We start from the raw sequence: 21,454 nt of genomic DNA on the forward strand, positions 1-21,454 counted from the left end.
ATGGTAGCTCTATTTTATTTATACTAATTTATTATATTGCTGTTTAATAGTTGATTATGCGTTATTCGGTTTTGGTTAATTAACTTTAATTAACCTATTTAGTTTTTTTATTTGTTGATTCCTAATTATTAAAGTTGGTATTTTAGCAGGTAAAGGTGTAATATTCAGAAATAAAAAGGCCGTACTTCTAATGGAAATATTAGAAGCACGGCCTTTTTTTACTTATCTTTTATTGTCTATTCTTTCTCGTGGAGTTTCTCTTGTGCATAATCTAGAGCCTTTTCAACATCATTTCTCAAATCTGTTAAGTCTTCTGTGTCTATCTCTAATACAGTTTTGTAATCTATAATGGCTTTTTCATAGTCATTAAGCTCCATATAGGTATTTGCTCTGTTGAAATAGGCAATAGGAGACTCTTCCAGCTCAATAGCATAACCGAAATCTATAATGGCTTTTTCATGCTGCCCCATTTTGTCGTATACCAATCCTCTATTATTGTAGGTGCTTGCGTATGATGAATCTATGCTGATAGCTTCGGTCAGATCTTTTAGAGCCTTCTCATACTGTCCCCGATTGCTATATAACGATCCCCGGTTGTAGTAACTCATCATATTTCCGGGTTCCAGAGCTATTATTTCGGTGCAGGTTTCTATTACTTTTTCTTCTTCGTTCATCGTGAAATATACCGCAGCCATGTGCTGATATACTTTCGATAAGAGGCTGTCACGCCACGCTGTAGTTTTCTTGTATGTTTCGTCAGCTTTTATTCGATCGATGGTTTGCTCCAATGCTTTTATTTTATCTTTAGGATTGCCTAACTTATCGATCATAGCTTTTACATCGCGCGAAAATCCGGTAGCAGTCTGTTCGGCCTGTTTTTTCTTTTTTGCAACATACATAAACATACCTATCATTGCCAGCATTAAGATGGCGAATAAAATAATTATTCCGGTAGTTCCCATGCTGTCTACGACATTACACGATGTGAATAGGAAAGGAAATAGAAGTATATAAAGTTGTTTCATACTCATTTATCAGTTTAGAACAAAAGTATTAAAATTACTCATTCATAATATTGATTGTTCTGTATTTTTCAAACCCATTTTTAAATTTTAATCATTACCCGTGATCAATGAATATGAAGTAATTATCATACAATCTGATGATTGAGTTTGTTTATTGATTTATAAAGAAGGAGCGACCTAAAAGTAAATTTCGAGTCGCTTCTTCTTTTATGAGCTTTGTCAGTTATAGTCTTTCATTATACACTCCAAATTCGGCAATGGTGGGGGCAGCCTTAGATCCATCTATTGAGATGCGAACTTTATTACCCCATACACGATCGAAGCGATGGATTTTGATTATGTCAGATTTAGCACCTGAGAATAAAGGCTTCCACTGATCATTCGATAGATATTCTAAGCGATATGTTTGAATATCGTTCTTTAGATTCTTTTCAACAAAAGTTATCATGTTTATGGGCTGCTCGTTACCTAAATCAACTTCCCACCATGGTTTCTTAATTTGCGGATTTGATTCCCATCCCGATCTGAAATTATCATCGTTAGCAAAATCCATTAGTTGCATATCCGAGCTCCAGCTTGAATTCGACGGTTTGAATTTTGCGATATTAGACGAAATAATAGGTGCTTCGGCTACAGGAAGCTTATTTGTTAAAGGACCTTCATTTTTCCATAGTTTACCTATTTGGCGAAAAGCTGCCACAGCGTTATCGTCTATTAGTCCGTCGCGATTAGGTGCTGCATTCAATATGAAATTACAGAATACCTTATTGAATGGAACGATATTATCATTTACTAAAAATGCCGGGTCTTTTACCGGTGTAGTAGGGAAGCTTTCTTTCCAGAACCAGTTTTCGTTGATTGGTAAGCAAGACAGAGCCGGTAGCTTATTGCTCTCTTTCGATATATGTTGTCCTGCACCTTGTTCATACGATTTGATATCGGTATAAAACAGAGCCTCGGTAGGATACTTTGCTGCATTCAGGTCCATGATCAAACAATTAGGCTGTAATGATTTTACCAGATAGTAAATATCTTCGAATGGTATTTCATCATAAGAAATTCGTGACCATGGAGCATCCCATCCATCTATAACTAGTGCTTTAATTTCACCATAATTAGTTAAGAGCTCTGTCAATTGAGCTTTCACCATATCTATATGTTTAGGCGTTATATGTCCCGGGCGTAATTTATGATGTGTATCTAAAATGGAATAGTACAGCATTACATTCAAACCTTCGGCTCGGAATGCATCTACATATTCTTTTACAACATCGCGTTTGAAGGGACTACTCATAACACTATAATCGGTAGTTTTAGTATCCCAGATACAGAAGCCACTGTGATGCTTTGTGGTGAGGCAGCCGTACGACATATTAGCTTCTTTTGCTGTTTTTGCCCACTGACCACAATCTAGTTTTATCGGATTGAAAATCTCAGGCGAAGCATCGGGGTCGGCCCAGTCGTCAACCATATATGTCGGAATATTGAAATGGATAAACATTCCAAAACGTAGGTCTACAAAATCTTGCTGTAATTGCAATAATGATTTTTGCTGTGAAGATACTGATAAGGAAAACCCTAATAATATAATAAGGGTTAGTAAAAAGGTTTTTTTCATGCTTTACTTCTTAAGGTTAATGCGTCAAATAATTATAATACTAAGATAGATATAATTCTTATTTTATGAAAGGATGAGCAATGAGTTTTACCCGTGAAATATACAAAAAGAGGGTGTGTCACAAGTAATTTCTCGTATGATATTGTCATACTGAACGGAGGGAAGGATCTCTCGATGGATAGTCAAGATTCTTCACTTCGTTCAGAATGACAAAAGAGAATAACACTTAGACAGTGTACACTTATTTATGACACACCCTGTTTATTTATAAATCAAAATTGTCCGAGCTTTATTCCCATAAAAAAGGTGCGTGGTAGCCCCGGGCCATACATGTATCCTGCATCACGGTTCGGTCCTCGGTCAAAGTCTTCTTGGAAACTATTAAATATATTCTGAACACCGCCGTATAATTGTAATGTGATTTTGTTGCTTATAGGGAAATCATAGGCTAACTTCAATGATAAATCAAAAAAATCGGGAGTATGTTTTAATTCGTTTTTAGGTATATATCCTGCGAAGTGGGGTACAAACATCCTGCCTGTATATATTCCAGACATCGATGCTGTCAGTTTTTTTGTTGGAGTGAAATTTGCAGCAAAAAAACCATATTCGTTCGGTGTGCGCAGCATTCGTTTGGTTGGCTCTACACTTGTGTCTTCGCTCCATTGTTCGGGTTCTCTGTAATTGCTTTGCTGGATAGTGAAGCCCGATTGTATTTGAACCCAATTAGCAGGTGTTATTTTTAATTCGAGATTTACGCCTTTTACTACTGCACCGCTACCATTACGTCGTTCTTTTATCATGTTGCCACCTTCATCAGTGCCAATTTCTTCCAATACAAACACATCGTCCAGGCGTGTATAGAAGCCGTCAGCTAATAAGTTGAAATTCCAACCTCCAACATCAAATGTATAATCAGCACTAAGACTAAAGCTATGCGAGTGCTCGGCTGACAAGTTTTTTGCATTCTCGATAAACGATACTTCGCCATTTACAGCTGTGATATGTAAATCTTCGTCGAATGTTTGAGGAGCGCGATAGCCTTCGGCATAACTTGCTCTCATATTTAAATTCCAGATAGGCGCATAGCGAACATTGATTCGTGGACTGAAAATAGGGTTGTCAATCAGATTATGCTTATCGAGTCGTGCTCCCAATAGGATTGTAAACATATCGTTTTTCCATTCATTTTGCAGATAGCCACCGTATATACGGGTTATCTGTTTCAGGTTGCGCCCGTAGCCTAACATTTCATCGTGGAGATTGTCGTAATTGAACTCGAATCCCGCAGTAACCTGAGCAGGCATGAAAAATAGGTTTGCCATCTGGTAAGAGTATTGCGCACCCGATGCCAAAGTCATATTATCTGTCGTTCCGTAAGCATTCGGATTGTAGTTTGCACCATAATAAGTGTCTCGTCCGGTATGTTGCAGCGAAGTATACAAATTTACATTATGTAGATAATCGCCGCTGAAAATATTGTAGTTTATTCCACCACCATTGATGTTGTGATCAGCCATTTCAGCTATTTGCACCTCATGAGGAGGCAATTGCAGACTATCTCCACCTCGGCGGTATTCATTAATGCGATGGTATTCTAATGTCAGTTTACTTAGGCTGGTCGGTTTGTAATAACTCCGAAAGCCATATGTTTGTGAATTCAGTTTTCCTAATTCTGAAAATCCGTCACCATCGGCATCCCATTCTCTACGGTCGCGAATCATACCGAACATGTATATCCCTGCTTTCTGATCATCGGTTATCAAGCTGGTATTCATTGTTAATACATTGTCTGGAGAATTGCCGTCGATTAGAGAAAACATATTACTTACCGAAAACGAATTGTTGCGAGGTTCTTTAGTTATAATATTGATTGTTCCTCCGATAGCATTTGAACCGAACAGAGCAGAACCTCCTCCACGCACAACTTCGACACGCTCGATCATATTTGCCGGGATTTGCTCGATACCATAAACTCCGGCTAAAGAGCTGAATATAGGTTTGCTGTCTATAAGTATTTGAGAGTATGGACCCTCTAGTCCATTTATTCTTACTTGTTGAAATCCGCAATTCTGACAGTTATTCTCTACTCGTAGTCCTGATTGAAAATTTAAGCCCTGAGCCAGATTGACGGAATTTGTAGTCTCCATCAGCTTTTGATCGACAACACCTACTATTACCGATGCTTCGCGGCGTTTGCTTTCATTTCGGTTTGCGGTGACTACCACATCATCGAGTTGTGTCTCCGATGCTTCCATGTGAAAATGTAGGTCGACATTATGTCCGGGTGTTAATAGAACCTCTTGTTCTTCTTGCTTGAAACCCATTGTTTGAGCAACAATAACATACTTTCCGGGTTTCATGTTTTTGATTATGAAATGACCACTCTCATCACTCACTGTCCCTAAATTTGTGTTTTTTACACCAATAGTAACGTAGGGTAGATGCTCTCCGCTGCTGTTGTCGACAACATGGCCACTTACGTTTATTGAAAGCTGGCTAAATAAGGAAATGGAGAATAATGATAGTAGTATCAGTAAGGTAAAACGTGACATATATTAGAGATTAAAGTAGCTGTATGAAAAAAACTGCGCAAAGATATATAAATTCATAGATTTATATAGTCGCTATATATAATGAAAATAAATACCTCTTATACCCATATATAGGTATAAGAGGTGTTTTGTAGTAATAGAAAAACGTCTTGAAAGCCAGACTTAAAAGACGTTTTTGTAAAATGATATCAGTCGTATTCGCTAATCTTCCAATAATTCAGTATATAAATGTCGTAGGCATTCTCGTAAGTGCAATACTGCATATCGTTTTCTCGATATCAATGTGTTGACTGCAACACCTGACACAGCAGATATTTCTTTAAAGGAGAAGCCTTCTAGTTCTGTGAGCTCAAATATCTCCCGTTGTTCTACAGGTAGGTCATTCAGGGCTAACTCCAACTCTTTCCAAACTAGAGAGCGTAAATACTCATTTTCAGGAGAAGCATCTTTGTCGAATAATAGTGTTTCTGTAATTTCGGTCAAAAATGAATCATTGTCACTTCCTGAATTAATATATGGCATTGCAACCTCTTTTTGTTTACGGCTACGGTCTACTATCTGATTGCGGGTTACCGAATATAACCATGATGATATTTGTTCGATAGGATTTTCCAACATATCCACTTTCGATAGTTGATAAAATACATTCTGCAATATATCTTCTCCATCTTCTTTCGACAGCACACGCTTGTTTATGTAGCTTTTTAACTGTGAACGGTATTTTTTGAATATATCTGAAACATTTAGGCTTTCAGCATTTGTTGTTGTCATATAAGATTATTAAACAGATAATTTACTGTTCCGGTGTTTGTTCTCCTCTTTTTTCGTCTCCATATCTCCTTTCATCATCGTACCTTCTATCATCGTCATCAAAAGGATGAAATCTCCTTATATGTTCTTTCATGTATTCTCTACGTTCTTGACGAGACATTCCTTCCATCTTTTCGAATACGTGACTATGTTTTCTACCATGACCACCAAAAAATCTCCTGTGCCTGCCACAACCACCATGTCCAAATTTACCAAATCCTCCGAATAATAAGCGACAAAGAATCAATAATCCTGCAGCTTGCCAATAGTTTATTGTTGTCCAGCCTATTATTTGAGGTATAAGGGCATTCCATAATAACATTGCAACTGCTATACCCAATGCCGCAACTGCGATAAAAATTAAAACTCCAAGGAATTTTTTTGTTTTAGTCATTTTCATAATTATCTATATTTCTAATTTATTACTATACTGATTTTTATTTCTTTATTAGTTTATTAAGAAGGGGATTAGTGCATTGCAACCCCACATTAATATTGTTACTATAATCGCTAAGACAGGTATAAGCATAATGTCGTTTATAGTTTTCTTTTCTTTTCTTTTTTCTTTTCCATAATCTATTAATTTATAAGTCTGATTGCTCCACTCTCGCATATTTCGATGCAACTAAGGCAACCTATACATTTATTTTGTTTTGATATCCTTGCGCATTCTTTATTACTCAAGAATACCATATTGAGTATCTGAGATGGGCAGACAGCCGCACATAATTCGCATCCTGTACATTTTCTGCTCGATATTTTTAATAATGTTTTTTCATCGTTTCTCATTTAATTTTACTAATCTTATTTATACACTCAAGATATCTTCTACTATCTAAGACGAACGACTCGAAATAATATTTTAAGGAAAATGAATTATTTTGATTATTGAAGGGAAATAATTCAACCCAAAAAGATAAAGCCCTTAGCTGTAGTAGCTAAGGGCTTTAGTATGTTGAGGAGAATAACAATTTATTTTTCCGTTACAAAAGAGAAAGCCAGAGCAGGCTGATCTGCAGGTAGACCTTTCGGAATATTTACCTCTATGCCGTTAGCTGTTTTTTTCCAACTTACCGTTTTTCCTGTTTGAAGGAATATAACTTTGCTGCCTTTTATCGGTTCGTTTCCTTTCCAAATAATAGTTTTAGGTAAGGGTTTACCCTCTTCTAGATTTGTAATAGCATATATTTTTTTGCCATCTTTACTTTGAGTAAACCATGTGGAACCATCATTATATACAGGTGTAATGCGCGTATTGTATATTGCCTCACCATTTTTCAATGTCCACTCTCCAATTTTTTCTAAGCGTTGCTCAACAGCTTGTGGTAGCGTTCCGTCGGGTTTAGGTCCGATGCCAAGTAATAAGCTTCCGCCTTTTGCTACAATCTCGACTAAAGTGTGTACAACAGTAGCCGGAGATTTATACTGATCGGTAGGCACATATCCCCAATCCCATCCAAGAGTGATGCAGCTTTCCCAAGGATTTTCGAGTTGAGTTTCAGGAATACCACGCTCAGGGGTTTGATAGTTTTCATATTCGCCCGGCACTGTGCGATCTACTACCAACAGTCCCGGCTGATGGCGGCGAGCCATAGCAGCAATCTTCGGCATATCTATATCTTGCGCTCCTTTGTAGGCTTTGCCTGCACGTTGTCCGTCGTTTTCGCGAGCAGGTCGTACCCAGCCACCGTCTAGCCATAGGATATCGATAGAACCATAATCACCATTCATAAGTTCTTCTATTTGGTTATAGGTGAATTCTTTGAATTTACCCCAACGCCAAGAGTTTTTTTCTGTGTCGTAGTTGTTGTTACGGGTTGGTGTAGCATATCTATCCCACCAATAGTATTGCGAATGCCAATCGGGTTTAGAATAATAAGCACCGATCATATATCCTTGGTCGCGAAAAGCGTTGAAAACCTCTTTCGCTACATTTTTGCGTGGATCGTTACGGAAAGCACCATTGGCAACAGAGAAATCAGATTGCTTCGTATCGAATAGGTTGAATCCATCGTGATGTTTTGTTGTAAATACAGCATAATTCATTCCTGCTTTTTTACCATATGCAGCCCATGCCGAAGGATTGAGCTTGTCTGGTTTGAATTCATTTATCGTATTCCAATACTGGCGCTTGTAATCGTCGTACGTAATTGTCGAATCGCGTGGAATCCAATCTTCTTCTTCCGCACAGATAGACCACGATTCAACTATACCCAATTGAGAGTACAGACCAAAGTGTATAAGCATACCAAACTTTTGATCTTGCCATTTATCAAGTTTTTCGAGAACTTGTTTGTCTTTTGGCCACGTGTATGTCGAGGAGCGACCATGCGCATACGTTTGAGCCGAAGCCGTTGATATTGCCAATGCTGACAAAAGGAATAATGATAGAATTTTGTTTTTCACTGGTAATTTGTTTTTATTGTAGATATTAAACAGTATTCAATTATTAGCAAAAATAATGATATATACTGACGTGAACAAGGGATCGAGGCGTATATATTCTATTTAATTAAAACTATTTATTAATAAATACATCTCTGGGAACTAATTACTTTAGGGGAATAATAGTTCTTTTTGTAAGCAGATTTAGCATAACAAAACTTATCTTTGTAACTATTACTTTCCTAATAGAGTAAAATACAATGGATAAAGAACAGACTGCGGTCAGGGCGACTTATTTTAGTATTATAGGTAATAGTGGACTTGCTTTAGTTAAGTGGCTGGCCGGATACTTCGGGAACTCTTACGCACTTATTGCAGATGCAATAGAATCTACAGCCGATATATTTTCTTCCGTTTTAGTCTTATTTGGTATAAAGTATGCAAACAAACCTGCCGATAAAGAGCATCCTTATGGGCATGGCCGTATTGAGGCGATTGTAACCTTTGCTGTTGTGGGGTTTCTTGTGGCATCGGCTACAGTTATATTCATCGAAAGTATCTCCAATATTCGCACCCCTCATGCATTGCCTAAACCATTTACACTTTTTATTTTAGGTCCGATCATTATCTGGAAAGAAGTATCGTATCATATCGTGATGCGAAGAGCCCGTTCGACAAATAGCACCTCTCTCAAGGCAGATGCCTGGCATCACCGTAGCGATGCTATTACTTCCGTTGCAGCTTTCATCGGTATATCATTTGCCTTAATAATGGGTGATGGATACGAGTCTGCCGACGATTGGGCAGCTTTACTTGCCTCGTTTGTTATTTTATACAATAGCTATAAGATATTGAAACCTGCTTGGGGTGAGATGATGGATAAGAATATGTATGACGATATGGTAGACGATATTTGTAATTTTTCAAAAACAGTAGACGGTGTACTTGATACGGAGAAATGCTTTATCCGAAAAACAGGTATGACATACTATGTCGATTTGCATATTATTGTCGATAAAAACCTTACTGTAAAGCAAGGACATGATATTGCACACCAATTGAAACGTGAATTGATTGAAGAAAAGCCTGAAATAGCGGATGTATTGATTCATATAGAACCATCATTTTAAATTCAATTTAATATTCTGTAAATCAATGAAAGTAAGTAGAACGAGTATTGTTTCAGATGATCTGATCTTTAAATATTTACCATCTTCCTATAAAGAATCATTTTATTGCGAAGTGCCTCATTCTGATAATCTGACAGCAGACGATTTACAGGTTGATTTTTGGACTGATTTACCTAAATGGATTGGTTTGTTGTTTCGCCTTCGCAATTGGCTGGTAAAACCTTTCGGACTAAAGCATTCTGAATCGGAGGTTGATGTTAAAGCCAAGCTTGTTGAATGTATTCGCTCGGGCGAAAGCTTCGATATGATGAGTATCCCTGATAAATCGGAGGACGAGACTATTTTCTGCTTAACCGACTCACATCTGACGATGTATTTCTCTATTCGTATAATTGAAAATGAGGATAATTTTAGCACTATTAAATATTCGACAGTCGTACAGTTTCATAATAAATTGGGATTCTTGTATTTCTATACAATCCTACCTTTTCACTATATAATTATCTTATACAAGATTAAACGACAAATGAAAAAACTTTTCTAATTTAGTGGAATTAAGACACTAAGTTAATTATAGGCACATAAGCTAATAGAAACTAACTATACATTATAGGTAAACTTTTTGTGTATGTTAACTGTTTATATTACAGTTTCAAATAATTTTCACACTAATTTAAAGTACATATATTTATGAAAGCGTATTATCTATTAGCATTAACGTTAATATTTGCTGCCTCGTGTAGCAACAATGCAAAAAATAAAGTGGACGGTGCTGACGCACAAGCAGTAGCTTCTGCTGAAGGGCAAGCCCTTAAAGTCGATTTATCTCAATCTTCAATTCATTGGACAGGTTTTAAAGTAGGTGGCAGTCACCATGGTACTTTAGGTATTAAATCTGCTGAATTGGCAATTAATGGAACAAATATAGCTTCGGGTAGCTTTGTTTTAGATATGAATAATATTATTGATGAAGATCTTTCGGATGCTAAACAAAAAGAAATGTTGGTAGGTCACTTGAAGAGTGCCGATTTTTTCGATGTAGAGAAATATCCGGAAGGAAAATTCGAGATAACTACAGTAGAGCCTGTAACCAGTAACGATTCTGTAACACATCGTATAAGTGGCAATCTTACATTGAAAGGTATTGAGAAAAACATCTCATTCAATGCATTGATAACAAAAGATGGTGATGTATATAAAGCGGTATCTCAACCATTCTCTATCAATCGTACCCAATGGGGTGTTAATTATGGTTCGAAAAGCATTTTTGCCGATTTGAAAGATAAAGCAATCAGCGATGATATGGAAATACAACTAACTATTGTAGCTAAAGCAGCTCAATAATAAGTAATTGAATAAAAAAGGCGCAAATCCCAACTGGGGTTTGTGCCTTTTTTATTCCAGCATAAATTCTTTTTGTAGACTCTTTTTTCGTTGACGCATAACACTCCACATCTGTAATATAACAGATAGTATAATGAGTCCTAATCCGATATAGAATGCAGGATCTAGGTCTTTTGCTTCTCCGAAAATAATCATGGCTAAGATAATGCTGTATATCGGCTCGAGATTGTAACTAAGATTGAGTGTGAAAGCAGATATGTGTTTGAGTGCTTGTATTTGCAGCATATATAAGCCAATAGTACATACAAGGCTGAAAAGTAATAAGTATATTATGTTTAATTTGCTCGGCACGAAAGAACCTACCGGAAAGAAATGCAGGTAAATTGGTAGTAACAGGCTTAAGCAGGCAAATCCGCCTACTATTTCGTAGAATAATGTTGTACCCCAATTGTATGTTATGCTTACTTTTTTATTCGTTATGACAAATAATGCAGCTAATGCAGAAGATACTGTACCCAGAATAATTCCGGTACGATAGCGAGTATCGAAATGGAAGATGAGAAAAATACCAAAAAGGGCTACAATGCTAAAAAGTAGTTCTTTAAATGAGATCCGATGGCGATTGATAATCGGTTCGAATATTGCGGTAAAGAATCCCGCAATGGAGAAACAGACTACACCAATCGATACATTCGAAGCTTTGATACTGGCATAAAAGAATACCCAATGCAAACCAAGCAATAATCCTACGCCTCCGATACGAAGCATATCTTTAAGCGGGACGCGTTGCAGTTTCTTACTTATCCACAGCATAAAGAAAAGTAGAATAGCTGTTATTAGCATTCGATACCAGACAAGTAATCCTTCGTTGAGGGTTATTAATTTCCCGAATATACCGGTAAATCCAGCAATGAGGATCGATAAATGCAGTTTGATGAATGCTTGCTTCATTTCTATATTCTAAATCGGATGTAAAGATAGTATATAGGATGAAATTTTGGATGTTAGCTAAAGATTCTTTTATCCTTATATACTAGTCCTTCCATAACATTTCATTTTATCGCGCGACAGTCTGAAATATTCCGTATATTCGATTGTTTTACCATTTGAGGCAAATGTTTTCTTATAGGTACATTTAACAAGTAATGCTAGTACTTCATCTGGTTGCATACTCTCATAAGGATTTACCCATGATGATTTTTCCTTTTCGTAGTTATTTATTTCATTCGTTTTTTGTGCTATTTTACGGTTGTAATATGCTATTCGTGTCGGATCATTATATTCCTTTATCAGCCCATCATTATATCGTTGCAATAGTATTTCCAATAGCTTTATTTTTTCATCAGCAAGATTTTTTTGTCTTTCAATTTCGTGTGCATAGAAAGTAAGACTATCCGCTACAGTAATTTTTTTTATTTCTTCTATTTTCTCAATCTTGATATCAATATCATTTACCGTCCCGTCAGTAGATTGAATATAGCTAATTATCGGAGATTCATCTTTTTGAGAGCAAGATACTAGTAAGATACTAATTGTTGCAATTAATATTAAAGGATAATGTTTTTTCATGTGCATATTTTAGAAATGTATAAAAACCACTTATACCGAGTAATTGTTAGGCATAAGTGGTTTATAAATGTTTTATTTAGTTCATAAATGATTTAGGACGATTATCGGGTGATGAAGCAAAATTCTTATTTGGCTCTTTTCCCATATAATATTTCAGTGTTCCACCTTTTGCGATATCCTGATGTAGGATATAACCTTTATCATACTTTTGTCCGTTGAGTTCTACCGATTGTATGTATATATTCTCTTTACTGTTATTGATCGCCTCTATTGCAAATGTTTTTCCTTCGGGCAATGCTATGGTTGCCTTGTCGAATAAAGGGCTGCCAAATACATATACACCATTCGAAGGGTTGACAGGATAGAATCCGAAAGAAGACATAACATACCATGACGACATCTGTCCGCAATCTTCGTTACCTATTATTCCATCATGTTTGTCGGTGTAGAAATGATCCATAATATAGCGCACTTTCTCTGCTGTTCTCCACTGTTGTCCGGCAAAGCTATAAAGATATGCAACATGATGGCTCGGCTCATTACCATGCGCATATTGTCCGATCAGTCCCGAGATATCGGGCGAAGCATCAGCTCCTAAGTCTCCTTCGGTAATGAATAGACTATTGAGCTTTGCAACAAATTGATCGTCGCCCCCGAATAATCCGATTAATCCTTCAGGGTCGTGCGGTGCGAAAAACGTGTATTGCCATCCGTTACCCTCGCAGAAATCGCCTACACCATGTACCGATTTGATCGGACTGTAAGGCGTACGCCATGTGCCGTCAGCCATTTTAGGTCGGATAAATCCTATTGCAGGGTCGAAATAAGTTTTGTAATACATCGAACGTTTCAGAAAATGTTCGTAATCCTCTGTTTTACCCATTTTCTTAGCCATAGCAGCAATGCCCCAATCGTCCACGGCATACTCCATTGCGATAGATGTTGCCTCGTGTTCTTTGTCGCAAGGGATATAACCACGTTCAAGAAGGTAAGGAACTGCTTTCTGATTTGGGTTTGTAGCAGACGATTTCATAGCAGAAAAAGCACGTTCTGCATCAAATCCCGTGAATCCTTTCAGGTATGCATCTGCTATTACAGGTACGGCACTATAACCGGGCATTTGATTTGTTTCGCCTCCGGCAAGTGGCCAGATGGGTAATTTGCCTTGTTGGTCGTATATGCTTAGCATTGAGTTTACGAAATCATCTACACGCTCTGGCTGTAGAATCGTGTATAATTGATGAGCAGTACGATATGTATCCCATAACGATAGGGTAGAATAGTTCTTGAATTTACCATTCGTGTTATATACTTTCTTATCGATACCTCGAAATTCGCCATTTACATCTTGGTATAAATTGGGAGCGATAAAAGCATGGTACATTGCTGTATAGAAAACTTTCTTAGCAGATTCATCATTTGTTTCCACTGTCACTTTTGCCAACTCTTTATTCCATTTTGCTTCAGCATCAGATATTATTTTATTGAAGTCCCAATCGGCTATTTCTGCATTTAAATTTTCTAATGCATTTGCACAACTGACAGATGAAATACCGACTTTTAACATTATTTCGTCCAACGGTTTATCGAATGACAGGACTCCTTTTACACCTTTTGTCCTCAGTTCATTGCCTTCTTTCGGGGTGTCGTCGTCAAAGACAGCTATTTTACTGATCGGCTGGTTACTTTTCATTGTGAAGTAAACTTCTTGATGAGGTGTCCATCCCGTAGAAATCCGGTATCCTTCAACTGTATATTCGTCTACCAGCTTGATGTATGTGTCAATAGCTTTATCATCGTTACCTTCTTTCAGGTTAATCATAATACGTGAAGCATCCTCTGTTTTAGGGAAGGTGTATTTGTGGAAACCGACACGTTCGCTGGCTGTTAATTCGGCTTTGACTCCATTATCCATTAGTAAAGAATAGTAACCGGGACGGACGGACTCGTTTTCGTGTTTATAATACGAAGAATATGCTCCTTCTATATTGTTTTGTTCGCCTCTTTTTGTGCGTATTTCACCCGTATATGGCATTACTTGTATATCGCCCAGATCAGCACAACCTGTGCCACTAAGGTGTGTGTGCGAGAAACCTATAACTATACTATCAGAATAATGGTAGCCTGAGCACCAGTCCCAACCTTTAAAAATATTGTTTGGTCCAACCTGCACAGCTCCAAATGGAACGTTTGCACCTACAAATACATGTCCATGCTCCCCCGAACCTATATAAGGGTCTACGTATTGAACTAAATTTGCATTACTAATGGGGGTAGGTTGCTGTTTTTTATCACCGCACGATATAAGGCACGCCGACGTGATAAATGCAGCGAAAATAAGCTGTTTTTTCATGGTTTAGAAATTGGTTTTATTATTATATTAAAGTCTCGAAGTTAGTAAATTTATCGCATTTAATTAAGTATGTATATACAAAATAATAGTATAACAAAAAATACCTCACAGCATTTTAGATCTGTGAGGTATTACTATCATTTTGTATTTATGGAATAATAACTTTATTGCCCTTGTCCTCCGCTTCCTTGTCCACCTCCTTGATCACTACCGCCTGACATAACATCATCGTTTGTAATACCGCGTTTTGTTTTCTTAATTTGAGCTTTCATTTCTCCAAAACGGAATGAAATTCTAATGCCGAATTGTCTGCGGTATATTGTATTTTGTGATTCGAAATGGAATTCTCTTGTATCGATAATGTTCTCGAACTTGAAAGAATCGTTAAACGGATTTTGTGCATATAAATTAAATGTCAGCTTGTCAGACATAAAACTTTTCATAAGGCTTAAACTATGAAAATTAAATGCGGAATATTTCCCTTGTAGATTCACTCTTGCGCCAAAGTAACCGGCATTGACTCCTGCTTTCAATGTCCAAGGTAGAGTATACTGAGCTCCGCCGTAAACGCCGGCATCGAATCCGCTATTGGCTAAGCCTGATCCATTATTGGCTTTGATGTCGGTATATCCACCCCATATATTGCTATTGATTCGTAGTTTCATGCTAGGTGTCCAATTTGTATAGACAGACATTCTAAGGTTTTTATTTTCACCTATATTTTCATAAGTAGACTCGCTGATTCCATTATTTATTCTGTTAACAGTCTCAATAGAATTGTTTTCAAAATTATAAGAAGCATTCAGGTTGATATTCAACTTGGGATTGAAAAACATATAGTTCGAACTAATAGAATGGCTTTTCACTACATCCAGATCAGGATTACCGTATTGTATGAAATTCGGATTAGATGTGTTTCGGTAAGGATTTAGTTGTCGGATGCCCGGACGCGAAATGCGCATGTTGTAGCCAAAACGAATATTCTGCGTTGGTTTCAACTGGTACGTTACGGTTGCCGAAGGTACAAGATCATTATGTTCAGTTTTGAAATTCATTTCTGTTTTTATTGGAAATTCCACATCCAACTTGGTTGCTTCGAAACGTAGCCCTGTTTTAAATCCCCATTTCTTTATTTTTGCACTGTAACTACTATAGGCGGCGAGTATGTCGTTACGATGTCTGAATTCATCATTATAAGAATCTATTTGTATCCAATTGCCGGCATCATCCATATTGGATTGGCCACTATTACTATTATTCAAGCGGATAATGTATTTAACCCCGGCTTCGAGAGTATGTATTTTCCCAAAGGGTGCAGTAAAGTCTGTCTGAAAAGTATGTTCTCTCATGTAGGCATCCGAAAACTGTCTGTTAGTTACTGCATATCCCGGAGGCGTTCCGCTAATAATATCGACTATGTTATTCGATTTGCTATCTACTGGAGAGGTGCTAAAGCGGTAAGAAAAAGTTAATAACTGATCTTTTTTATGAAAGGTTCGTTGGTAATCAGCATTAAGGTCGGTACTTCCATACGTGTTTCTTGATTCACCGTCACGTTCGTATTTGTAAATGGAATTGTAGTTGACATCCTGTAGTTCAGTAATCAGATCGCTAAGAGAAGTGTTCTTTCCGCCATATCTACTGAAACCGACATTGATAAGGTTGAGTGTGTCCATTTCGAAGCTAAATTCACCTGATCCATATTGTCCGTTACCTTTGTTTTTACCACTTCCGTTTTCCAGAGTATACTTTTCCGCATCGTCATAAAAAAAGTTTTTGAATGATGTCTGAGCACCTCTCGGATTATTGTACGTATATATATTGTAATTACCCGTAAAACCGATCTTACCATATTTCAATGACAGATATGCACCGGTATTAAATCCGTCCTGACTGTTTGCTCCGGCATTGAGTGTTGCTGTGTATCCACCCAAAGATGATTGCTTATGAGTGATTATATTAATAATTCCGGCTACCCCTTCTGCGTCATATTTAGCTCCGGGTTCGGTTATCACTTCAATATCTTTGATTGTATTTGCAGGCATGCTTCTCAATACATCTTTCGGGTTGCTGGTAATCATATTCGATGGTTTACCATTCATGTATATAATGAAACTTGACGATCCCTTTACCTGTATATTATCTTCGCCGTCAACAGTAACCATCGGTACTTTCTTTAGCATTTCCAGTACATTGTTCGTCTTCGATTCGGGGTCGCCTTCGAGGTTATATGTTATCTTATCAAAATCGACTTTTACCAATGGGCGCTGTGCTGAAACGACTATTTCGGATAAAACATGAGAATCGTCAGCCATCTGTATTTTACCCAGATCTAACAGTTTCTGATCATCAATCGTAATCGGTTTTGTTATTTCTGTTTTTCCTATGAACTGAATAACCATAAGATATTCTCCTTTCTTAGTCATAGAGAATTTGAAATTTCCATTCTCGTCGGAGGGCAGAGCCGTTACAACGTTTGTTGGATTGCCTTTCTCTACAATTTTTAATGTTGCATAGGGTATTGTCTCATTTGTTAGGGAGTCTACCAGTTGACCTTTGATGGTGACATTCGCATCAGGTTTTACCTGACCAGAGATAGTAGTTGCTGCAAATGCCAACAACAGAAGTAATAAGAAGCGTATTCTCATAGGTTTAAGGATGTAGTGTTTTTTATAGATATTTTTAACAAAGCGCTAATGTTATCATTTTATTGTAAATAATGAGTCTTGTTTTCTTATTTTTAACAATTAATAATCACGTTGTTTTTTAATGATATCACCGATCAAAGTAATTGTTAATAACAAAAGGGTATCTAATAATCCTATTAGTACCCTTTTAAAAAATCACTATTTTTAACTAAACTGAACTTGTGTAATCAATGCTTATTCATCTGCAAACAGGTATCTCGCTGATTGTGTATACTGCGCCATGTAACTCTATATACCGATCTTTGAGGGTATCGATACTCACTGTGACACTATTATCATCGCTTTCATTTCTAACAAATCCAATGGAAACATGTACTGTATCGTCTTCATTTCGCGATGCGCGAAATCTATTTATTTTCAAATCTGGATCTTTCCACGAAATAATTATTTCACTGCTGCTTTTACGGCAAAGGTTTATTTTATCGGGATTTCTGTCCGTAAAGGAACCCGTTTGCCTCATATAAAACCAACCGATGGCTAACAGAGTAATAAGCACGACAGTAATTGATATCCCTATAATCCCTTTCATAATTAATCTTTTTTGCTGCCTTTTCTTTCTACAAAATAGGCAATGACTAATCCCAGTCCGCCAAATACAGCAGCACAAGCCGGATAAAAGGCATGTATTGCATTATCTGTAACCCGTATGCCTTCGGTAGACATATCTACTATAACTGCAACAACAACTCCGAAACCTATTCCTAAAAGCAACATGCCAATTTTAATAGCCCACGAACCAGAGCCTTTTTCAAGTATAGGCAAATTCAATTGATTACTTAGGGCTTTCATATCAAGACCTTCCGTTAATTTGTCTATTATTGCCATGCGTTCGCCACGACGAACAAACAATTCAAAAAGACGATAAATAGCAAATGCTATAATACCGACAACTAAAATAGGAGCTAAATCATTCATAAATTTATAATATTAAAAGTTAAACATTCTCGTTGTTTCGTTTGCTCATTTTGACGCACTACTTTTGAGAAGGTTACAATAATATCAAAAATATTTTTCTATAATCTTTTTATTCTACATTTGTAACCTTTACCACCATAGTGCGTCATACGGTTATGGCAGATTTCGATGATATATATTTTGTTCGCCAAGTAAAGGACGGTAATACTAATGCATTCGTGCATATAGTACGCCGTTATCAGAGAATGGTGCTTACTATTGTCGGCAAAATTGTTATCAATAAGTCTGATGCGGAAGATATTACTCAGGAGGTTTTTATAAAGGTTTTTCAATCATTGGATAAATTCCGCGAAGAATCTGAGTTTGGTACATGGCTCTATCGTATCGCTTATAACACAACAATATCGCAGTTACGCAAGCGTAAACATGATTTTGTAGCTTTCGAAGATCATTCTGAAAATATAAAAGATGAAGATATTACCGAATCGATAGACGAAATAAGCCATGAGGAGCGTATGCAGTGTCTTGATACAGTGTTAAGTCGGTTATCGCCCGAAGATGCTTTGATGATTACAATGTTTTATCTGAATAATCATAGCATACAGGATATTAGCCAAATAACAGGTCATAGCATTGCAAACGTGAAAGTAAAGTTGCACAGAACAAGAAAAATTATGAACTTTGAAATAAATAAACTCATACAACAATGAAGAAGCATGAAAGTGATAGACTAAGGAGTTTATTTCATGAAATAAATTCTACCGAACCCTCAATCGACTTTGAGGATCGCCTTATGCAGCAGATACAAATGGTTGCAGAGAAACAAAAAAGTGAGCGATCAGTTCGTACCAAAATCGTAATGCTCCTAAGTGTTGTTGCAGGAGTTGTAGGGATATTCGGTATTCCGGCACTTATTTTTTATATCTTAGGGTGGTCACCAAATAGCGATCTGCAAATGTTGAAAAGCGATTTGAACTTTGGATTCTCATCTTTGAATTTTAGCTCGTCCATTATATCGGTATCTTGTATTGCTCTTGCTTTACTGATCGGTGATACTCTTATCCGCAAACATTTGTGGAATAAAGAACATAAGCATCAATGAAAATACTTACATATCACTACTAGAAAAGCCCCTGAATAAATATTTATTCAGGGGCTTTTTTAAGAATTTCTTATTGTGCTATTTTCAAAGTCCAAGCTGCGCGGCAAGGAATCTCTGTAAATTTGATAGGACTCACATCTATTATCATTTGTCCGTTCTGATAAGTCCATGGTAAATTACCTTCGCGACCAAGCAGTGTAACAATAGAGTTATCTGCGGGTTTGTCTATATTCAATACACATTTATCGTCTTGCCACTCCAGTAGGATAGCATAAATATTATTTTCTTTTTGAGTATAGGCAATATAGTTTTTCAATGAACCGTATGTTGCATTCAAGCCATGAGGTGCATTTGGTGTGTTATCAGTATAAAAAGCGGTATGTGGAATAACCTCTTCCTTTTGAGATTTAGAAGACCAGTTAACTACAATAGAAGCATTTTGAACGTCTTCGAAATATTCTACTTTAATAGGATATTTTACGCCTTTTTTCAGTTTGATACTGTTCTTATGGGTTTGTGTAGTTTGAGCACCTTGAACAAATCCATCTGATGTCTGATCTTGTTTCTTCCATTGATCTATAATCAGCTTATTGTCTATCCAAACACGCACACCATCGTCTGCCTTAGCTGTAAAAGTATACTCCTCGCTATAATTAGGGGCAATATATCCAGTCCATTCTCCTGTGAAATTATCAACACGGATTCGCGGATCGGGAGAATTACGTACCCAATTGAAGTTGATAGTAGAGTCAATTCGATTAATGGTCATAGGCTTTTCTTCGATATGTTTCTTATAAGCATGTGTACCATAAATAGCTTCGCCGTTAACATTGAGCCATTCGCCAAGTTGTACTAGTCTTTCCTGTTGCAATAATGGTATTTGTCCGTCACCCGCAGGGCCTACGTTTATCGTTAAGCCACCACCATTGGCTACCAACGAAGCAAAATGATGAATAAGGTCTTCTTCTGTTAGGTAATTCTCTAAAGGTTCATTTCTATTTAGTCCAAAAGAACGTCCAAGTCCTCTAACCTCTGCCCAAGGGCGGTCTGTCATTGTAATACCTGCACTGTATTCGGGAGTTTTGAAGCCATAATCGGCACCAGATCCCCATCTGTCGTTGACGATAGCGTCTTTGCCTACTAAGTTGTAGTACCATGCGATAAGCTCACGGGCATGCCATTGCTCTGCACTATTCCACCACTCTCCATCGGTAAATATTACGGAAGGTTTATATTTACCTATTACTTCTTTGAATTGAGGTATCATATGTTGATCAACATAACGAGCTATAGAATCGTTAGGGTCTATTTCCCAGTAATGCAATGGATTAGACCATTCAGGTAGTGAGTAATATAATCCCATCTTTAGTCCCTCATTTTCTACGGCAGTAGTCAGTTCTCCTACTATATCGCGTTTAGGGCCTGTTTCTACCGAATTCCATCCCGGAGAATATTTACTACCCCATAAGGCATATCCGTCGTGATGCTTCGATGTCAGTATTACATATTTTGCTCCTGAGCGTTTAAAGAGCTCTGCCCATTCTTGTGGATTGAAGATTTCGGCTTTGAATAGGCTTCTAAAATCTTCATATTTAAAATCAGGACCATATACACTCTTTGCAAAGTTTACAGCTTGAGATCCTCCGTCACGCCAGCCTTTGTAGGCCCACTCGGAATAGCCTTCCTTTTTAGTCCACGAAGGAACTGAATATAGCCCCCAATGGATGAAGATTCCAAGTTTTGCATCGCCAAACCATTGAGGATATCCACGTTCTTTTATAGACTCCCATGTCGGTTCTACTTTCTGATTTTGACCCTGTACCATAAATGATGATAGGAGTAGTACAGAAATAATTGTAAATAGGTTCTTCTTCATGATAAGATTTAATTATTAAAATATTTTCAAAGATAGAAAAATGTTACTAAAGTATAAAATAAGA

General features: G+C 37.1%; 19 protein-coding genes. 5 read left to right on the forward strand and 14 right to left on the reverse strand.

The window, feature by feature from the left end:
• Positions 1-236: 236 nt before the first annotated feature.
• The 7 genes from G7Y57_RS02985 to G7Y57_RS03015 all read right to left on the reverse strand — a co-directional run bounded on the left by G7Y57_RS02985 (position 237) and on the right by G7Y57_RS03015 (position 8,414).
• Positions 237-1,025 carry a tetratricopeptide repeat protein gene (locus G7Y57_RS02985; protein ID WP_165020680.1) on the reverse strand — a complete coding sequence of 263 codons (789 nt, stop codon included), beginning with the start codon at positions 1,023-1,025 and terminating at the stop codon, positions 237-239.
• 223 nt (positions 1,026-1,248) lie between these two features.
• Positions 1,249-2,643: an alpha-L-fucosidase gene (locus tag G7Y57_RS02990; protein ID WP_165020681.1), complete on the reverse strand. Its 1,395-nt coding sequence runs from the start codon at positions 2,641-2,643 to the stop codon at positions 1,249-1,251.
• A gap of 272 nt (positions 2,644-2,915) precedes the next feature.
• Positions 2,916-5,198: a TonB-dependent receptor gene (locus tag G7Y57_RS02995; protein WP_165020682.1), complete on the reverse strand. Its 2,283-nt coding sequence runs from the start codon at positions 5,196-5,198 to the stop codon at positions 2,916-2,918.
• Between the two features lie 201 nt (positions 5,199-5,399).
• Complete coding sequence (locus tag G7Y57_RS03000; protein WP_165020683.1) at positions 5,400-5,969, reverse strand: RNA polymerase sigma factor; 570 nt, start codon at positions 5,967-5,969, stop codon at positions 5,400-5,402.
• 22 nt (positions 5,970-5,991) lie between these two features.
• Positions 5,992-6,408, reverse strand: coding sequence for a hypothetical protein (locus G7Y57_RS03005; RefSeq protein WP_185153917.1), 417 nt, complete (start codon positions 6,406-6,408; stop codon positions 5,992-5,994).
• Positions 6,409-6,587: 179 nt separating this feature from the next.
• Positions 6,588-6,797 (reverse strand): 4Fe-4S binding protein, encoded by a 210-nt coding sequence (locus G7Y57_RS18160; protein ID WP_165020684.1) that lies wholly within the window; start codon positions 6,795-6,797, stop codon positions 6,588-6,590.
• Positions 6,798-6,980: 183 nt separating this feature from the next.
• Positions 6,981-8,414 carry an alpha-L-fucosidase gene (locus tag G7Y57_RS03015; RefSeq protein WP_165020685.1) on the reverse strand — a complete coding sequence of 478 codons (1,434 nt, stop codon included), beginning with the start codon at positions 8,412-8,414 and terminating at the stop codon, positions 6,981-6,983.
• 239 nt (positions 8,415-8,653) lie between these two features.
• Here G7Y57_RS03015 and G7Y57_RS03020 point away from each other — a divergent pair, with 239 nt between their 5' ends.
• The 3 genes from G7Y57_RS03020 to G7Y57_RS03030 all read left to right on the forward strand — a co-directional run bounded on the left by G7Y57_RS03020 (position 8,654) and on the right by G7Y57_RS03030 (position 10,867).
• Positions 8,654-9,523 (forward strand): cation diffusion facilitator family transporter, encoded by an 870-nt coding sequence (locus tag G7Y57_RS03020; RefSeq protein WP_165020686.1) that lies wholly within the window; start codon positions 8,654-8,656, stop codon positions 9,521-9,523.
• A gap of 25 nt (positions 9,524-9,548) precedes the next feature.
• Positions 9,549-10,067 carry a DUF2867 domain-containing protein gene (locus G7Y57_RS03025; protein ID WP_165020687.1) on the forward strand — a complete coding sequence of 173 codons (519 nt, stop codon included), beginning with the start codon at positions 9,549-9,551 and terminating at the stop codon, positions 10,065-10,067.
• A 146-nt stretch (positions 10,068-10,213) separates the two neighbouring features.
• Positions 10,214-10,867, forward strand: a complete 654-nt coding sequence (locus tag G7Y57_RS03030; protein ID WP_165020688.1) for a YceI family protein — start codon at positions 10,214-10,216, stop codon at positions 10,865-10,867.
• A 51-nt stretch (positions 10,868-10,918) separates the two neighbouring features.
• Here G7Y57_RS03030 and G7Y57_RS03035 read toward each other — a convergent pair whose 3' ends face one another.
• The 6 genes from G7Y57_RS03035 to G7Y57_RS03060 all read right to left on the reverse strand — a co-directional run bounded on the left by G7Y57_RS03035 (position 10,919) and on the right by G7Y57_RS03060 (position 18,412).
• On the reverse strand, positions 10,919-11,818 hold the full coding sequence (locus tag G7Y57_RS03035; protein WP_165020689.1) for a DMT family transporter: 900 nt from the start codon (positions 11,816-11,818) through the stop codon (positions 10,919-10,921).
• Between the two features lie 75 nt (positions 11,819-11,893).
• Positions 11,894-12,436, reverse strand: a complete 543-nt coding sequence (locus tag G7Y57_RS03040; protein ID WP_165020690.1) for a hypothetical protein — start codon at positions 12,434-12,436, stop codon at positions 11,894-11,896.
• 76 nt (positions 12,437-12,512) lie between these two features.
• On the reverse strand, positions 12,513-14,789 hold the full coding sequence (locus tag G7Y57_RS03045) for a GH92 family glycosyl hydrolase (RefSeq protein ID WP_165020691.1): 2,277 nt from the start codon (positions 14,787-14,789) through the stop codon (positions 12,513-12,515).
• A 164-nt stretch (positions 14,790-14,953) separates the two neighbouring features.
• On the reverse strand, positions 14,954-17,437 hold the full coding sequence (locus tag G7Y57_RS03050) for a TonB-dependent receptor domain-containing protein (RefSeq protein WP_165020692.1): 2,484 nt from the start codon (positions 17,435-17,437) through the stop codon (positions 14,954-14,956).
• A gap of 238 nt (positions 17,438-17,675) precedes the next feature.
• Positions 17,676-18,026, reverse strand: coding sequence for a hypothetical protein (locus tag G7Y57_RS03055; protein WP_165020693.1), 351 nt, complete (start codon positions 18,024-18,026; stop codon positions 17,676-17,678).
• A 2-nt stretch (positions 18,027-18,028) separates the two neighbouring features.
• Entirely contained in the window at positions 18,029-18,412 is a 384-nt protein-coding gene (locus tag G7Y57_RS03060; RefSeq protein WP_165020694.1) for a DUF6249 domain-containing protein, read from the reverse strand.
• A 155-nt stretch (positions 18,413-18,567) separates the two neighbouring features.
• Here G7Y57_RS03060 and G7Y57_RS03065 point away from each other — a divergent pair, with 155 nt between their 5' ends.
• Positions 18,568-19,122 (forward strand): RNA polymerase sigma factor, encoded by a 555-nt coding sequence (locus tag G7Y57_RS03065; protein WP_165020695.1) that lies wholly within the window; start codon positions 18,568-18,570, stop codon positions 19,120-19,122.
• A complete protein-coding gene (locus G7Y57_RS03070; protein WP_165020696.1) occupies positions 19,119-19,514 on the forward strand; it encodes a hypothetical protein in 396 nt (131 codons plus the stop codon). Before G7Y57_RS03065 ends, G7Y57_RS03070 begins: the two co-directional genes overlap by 4 nt.
• Before the next feature lie 70 nt (positions 19,515-19,584).
• On the opposite strand, the gene G7Y57_RS03075 is transcribed toward G7Y57_RS03070, so the two are convergent.
• Positions 19,585-21,390, reverse strand: a complete 1,806-nt coding sequence (locus tag G7Y57_RS03075; RefSeq protein ID WP_165020697.1) for an alpha-L-fucosidase — start codon at positions 21,388-21,390, stop codon at positions 19,585-19,587.
• Positions 21,391-21,454: the final 64 nt, after the last annotated feature.

It is taken from the genome of Dysgonomonas sp. ZJ279 (genome assembly GCF_011039205.1).
Classification (GTDB): Bacteria; Bacteroidota; Bacteroidia; order Bacteroidales; family Dysgonomonadaceae; genus Dysgonomonas.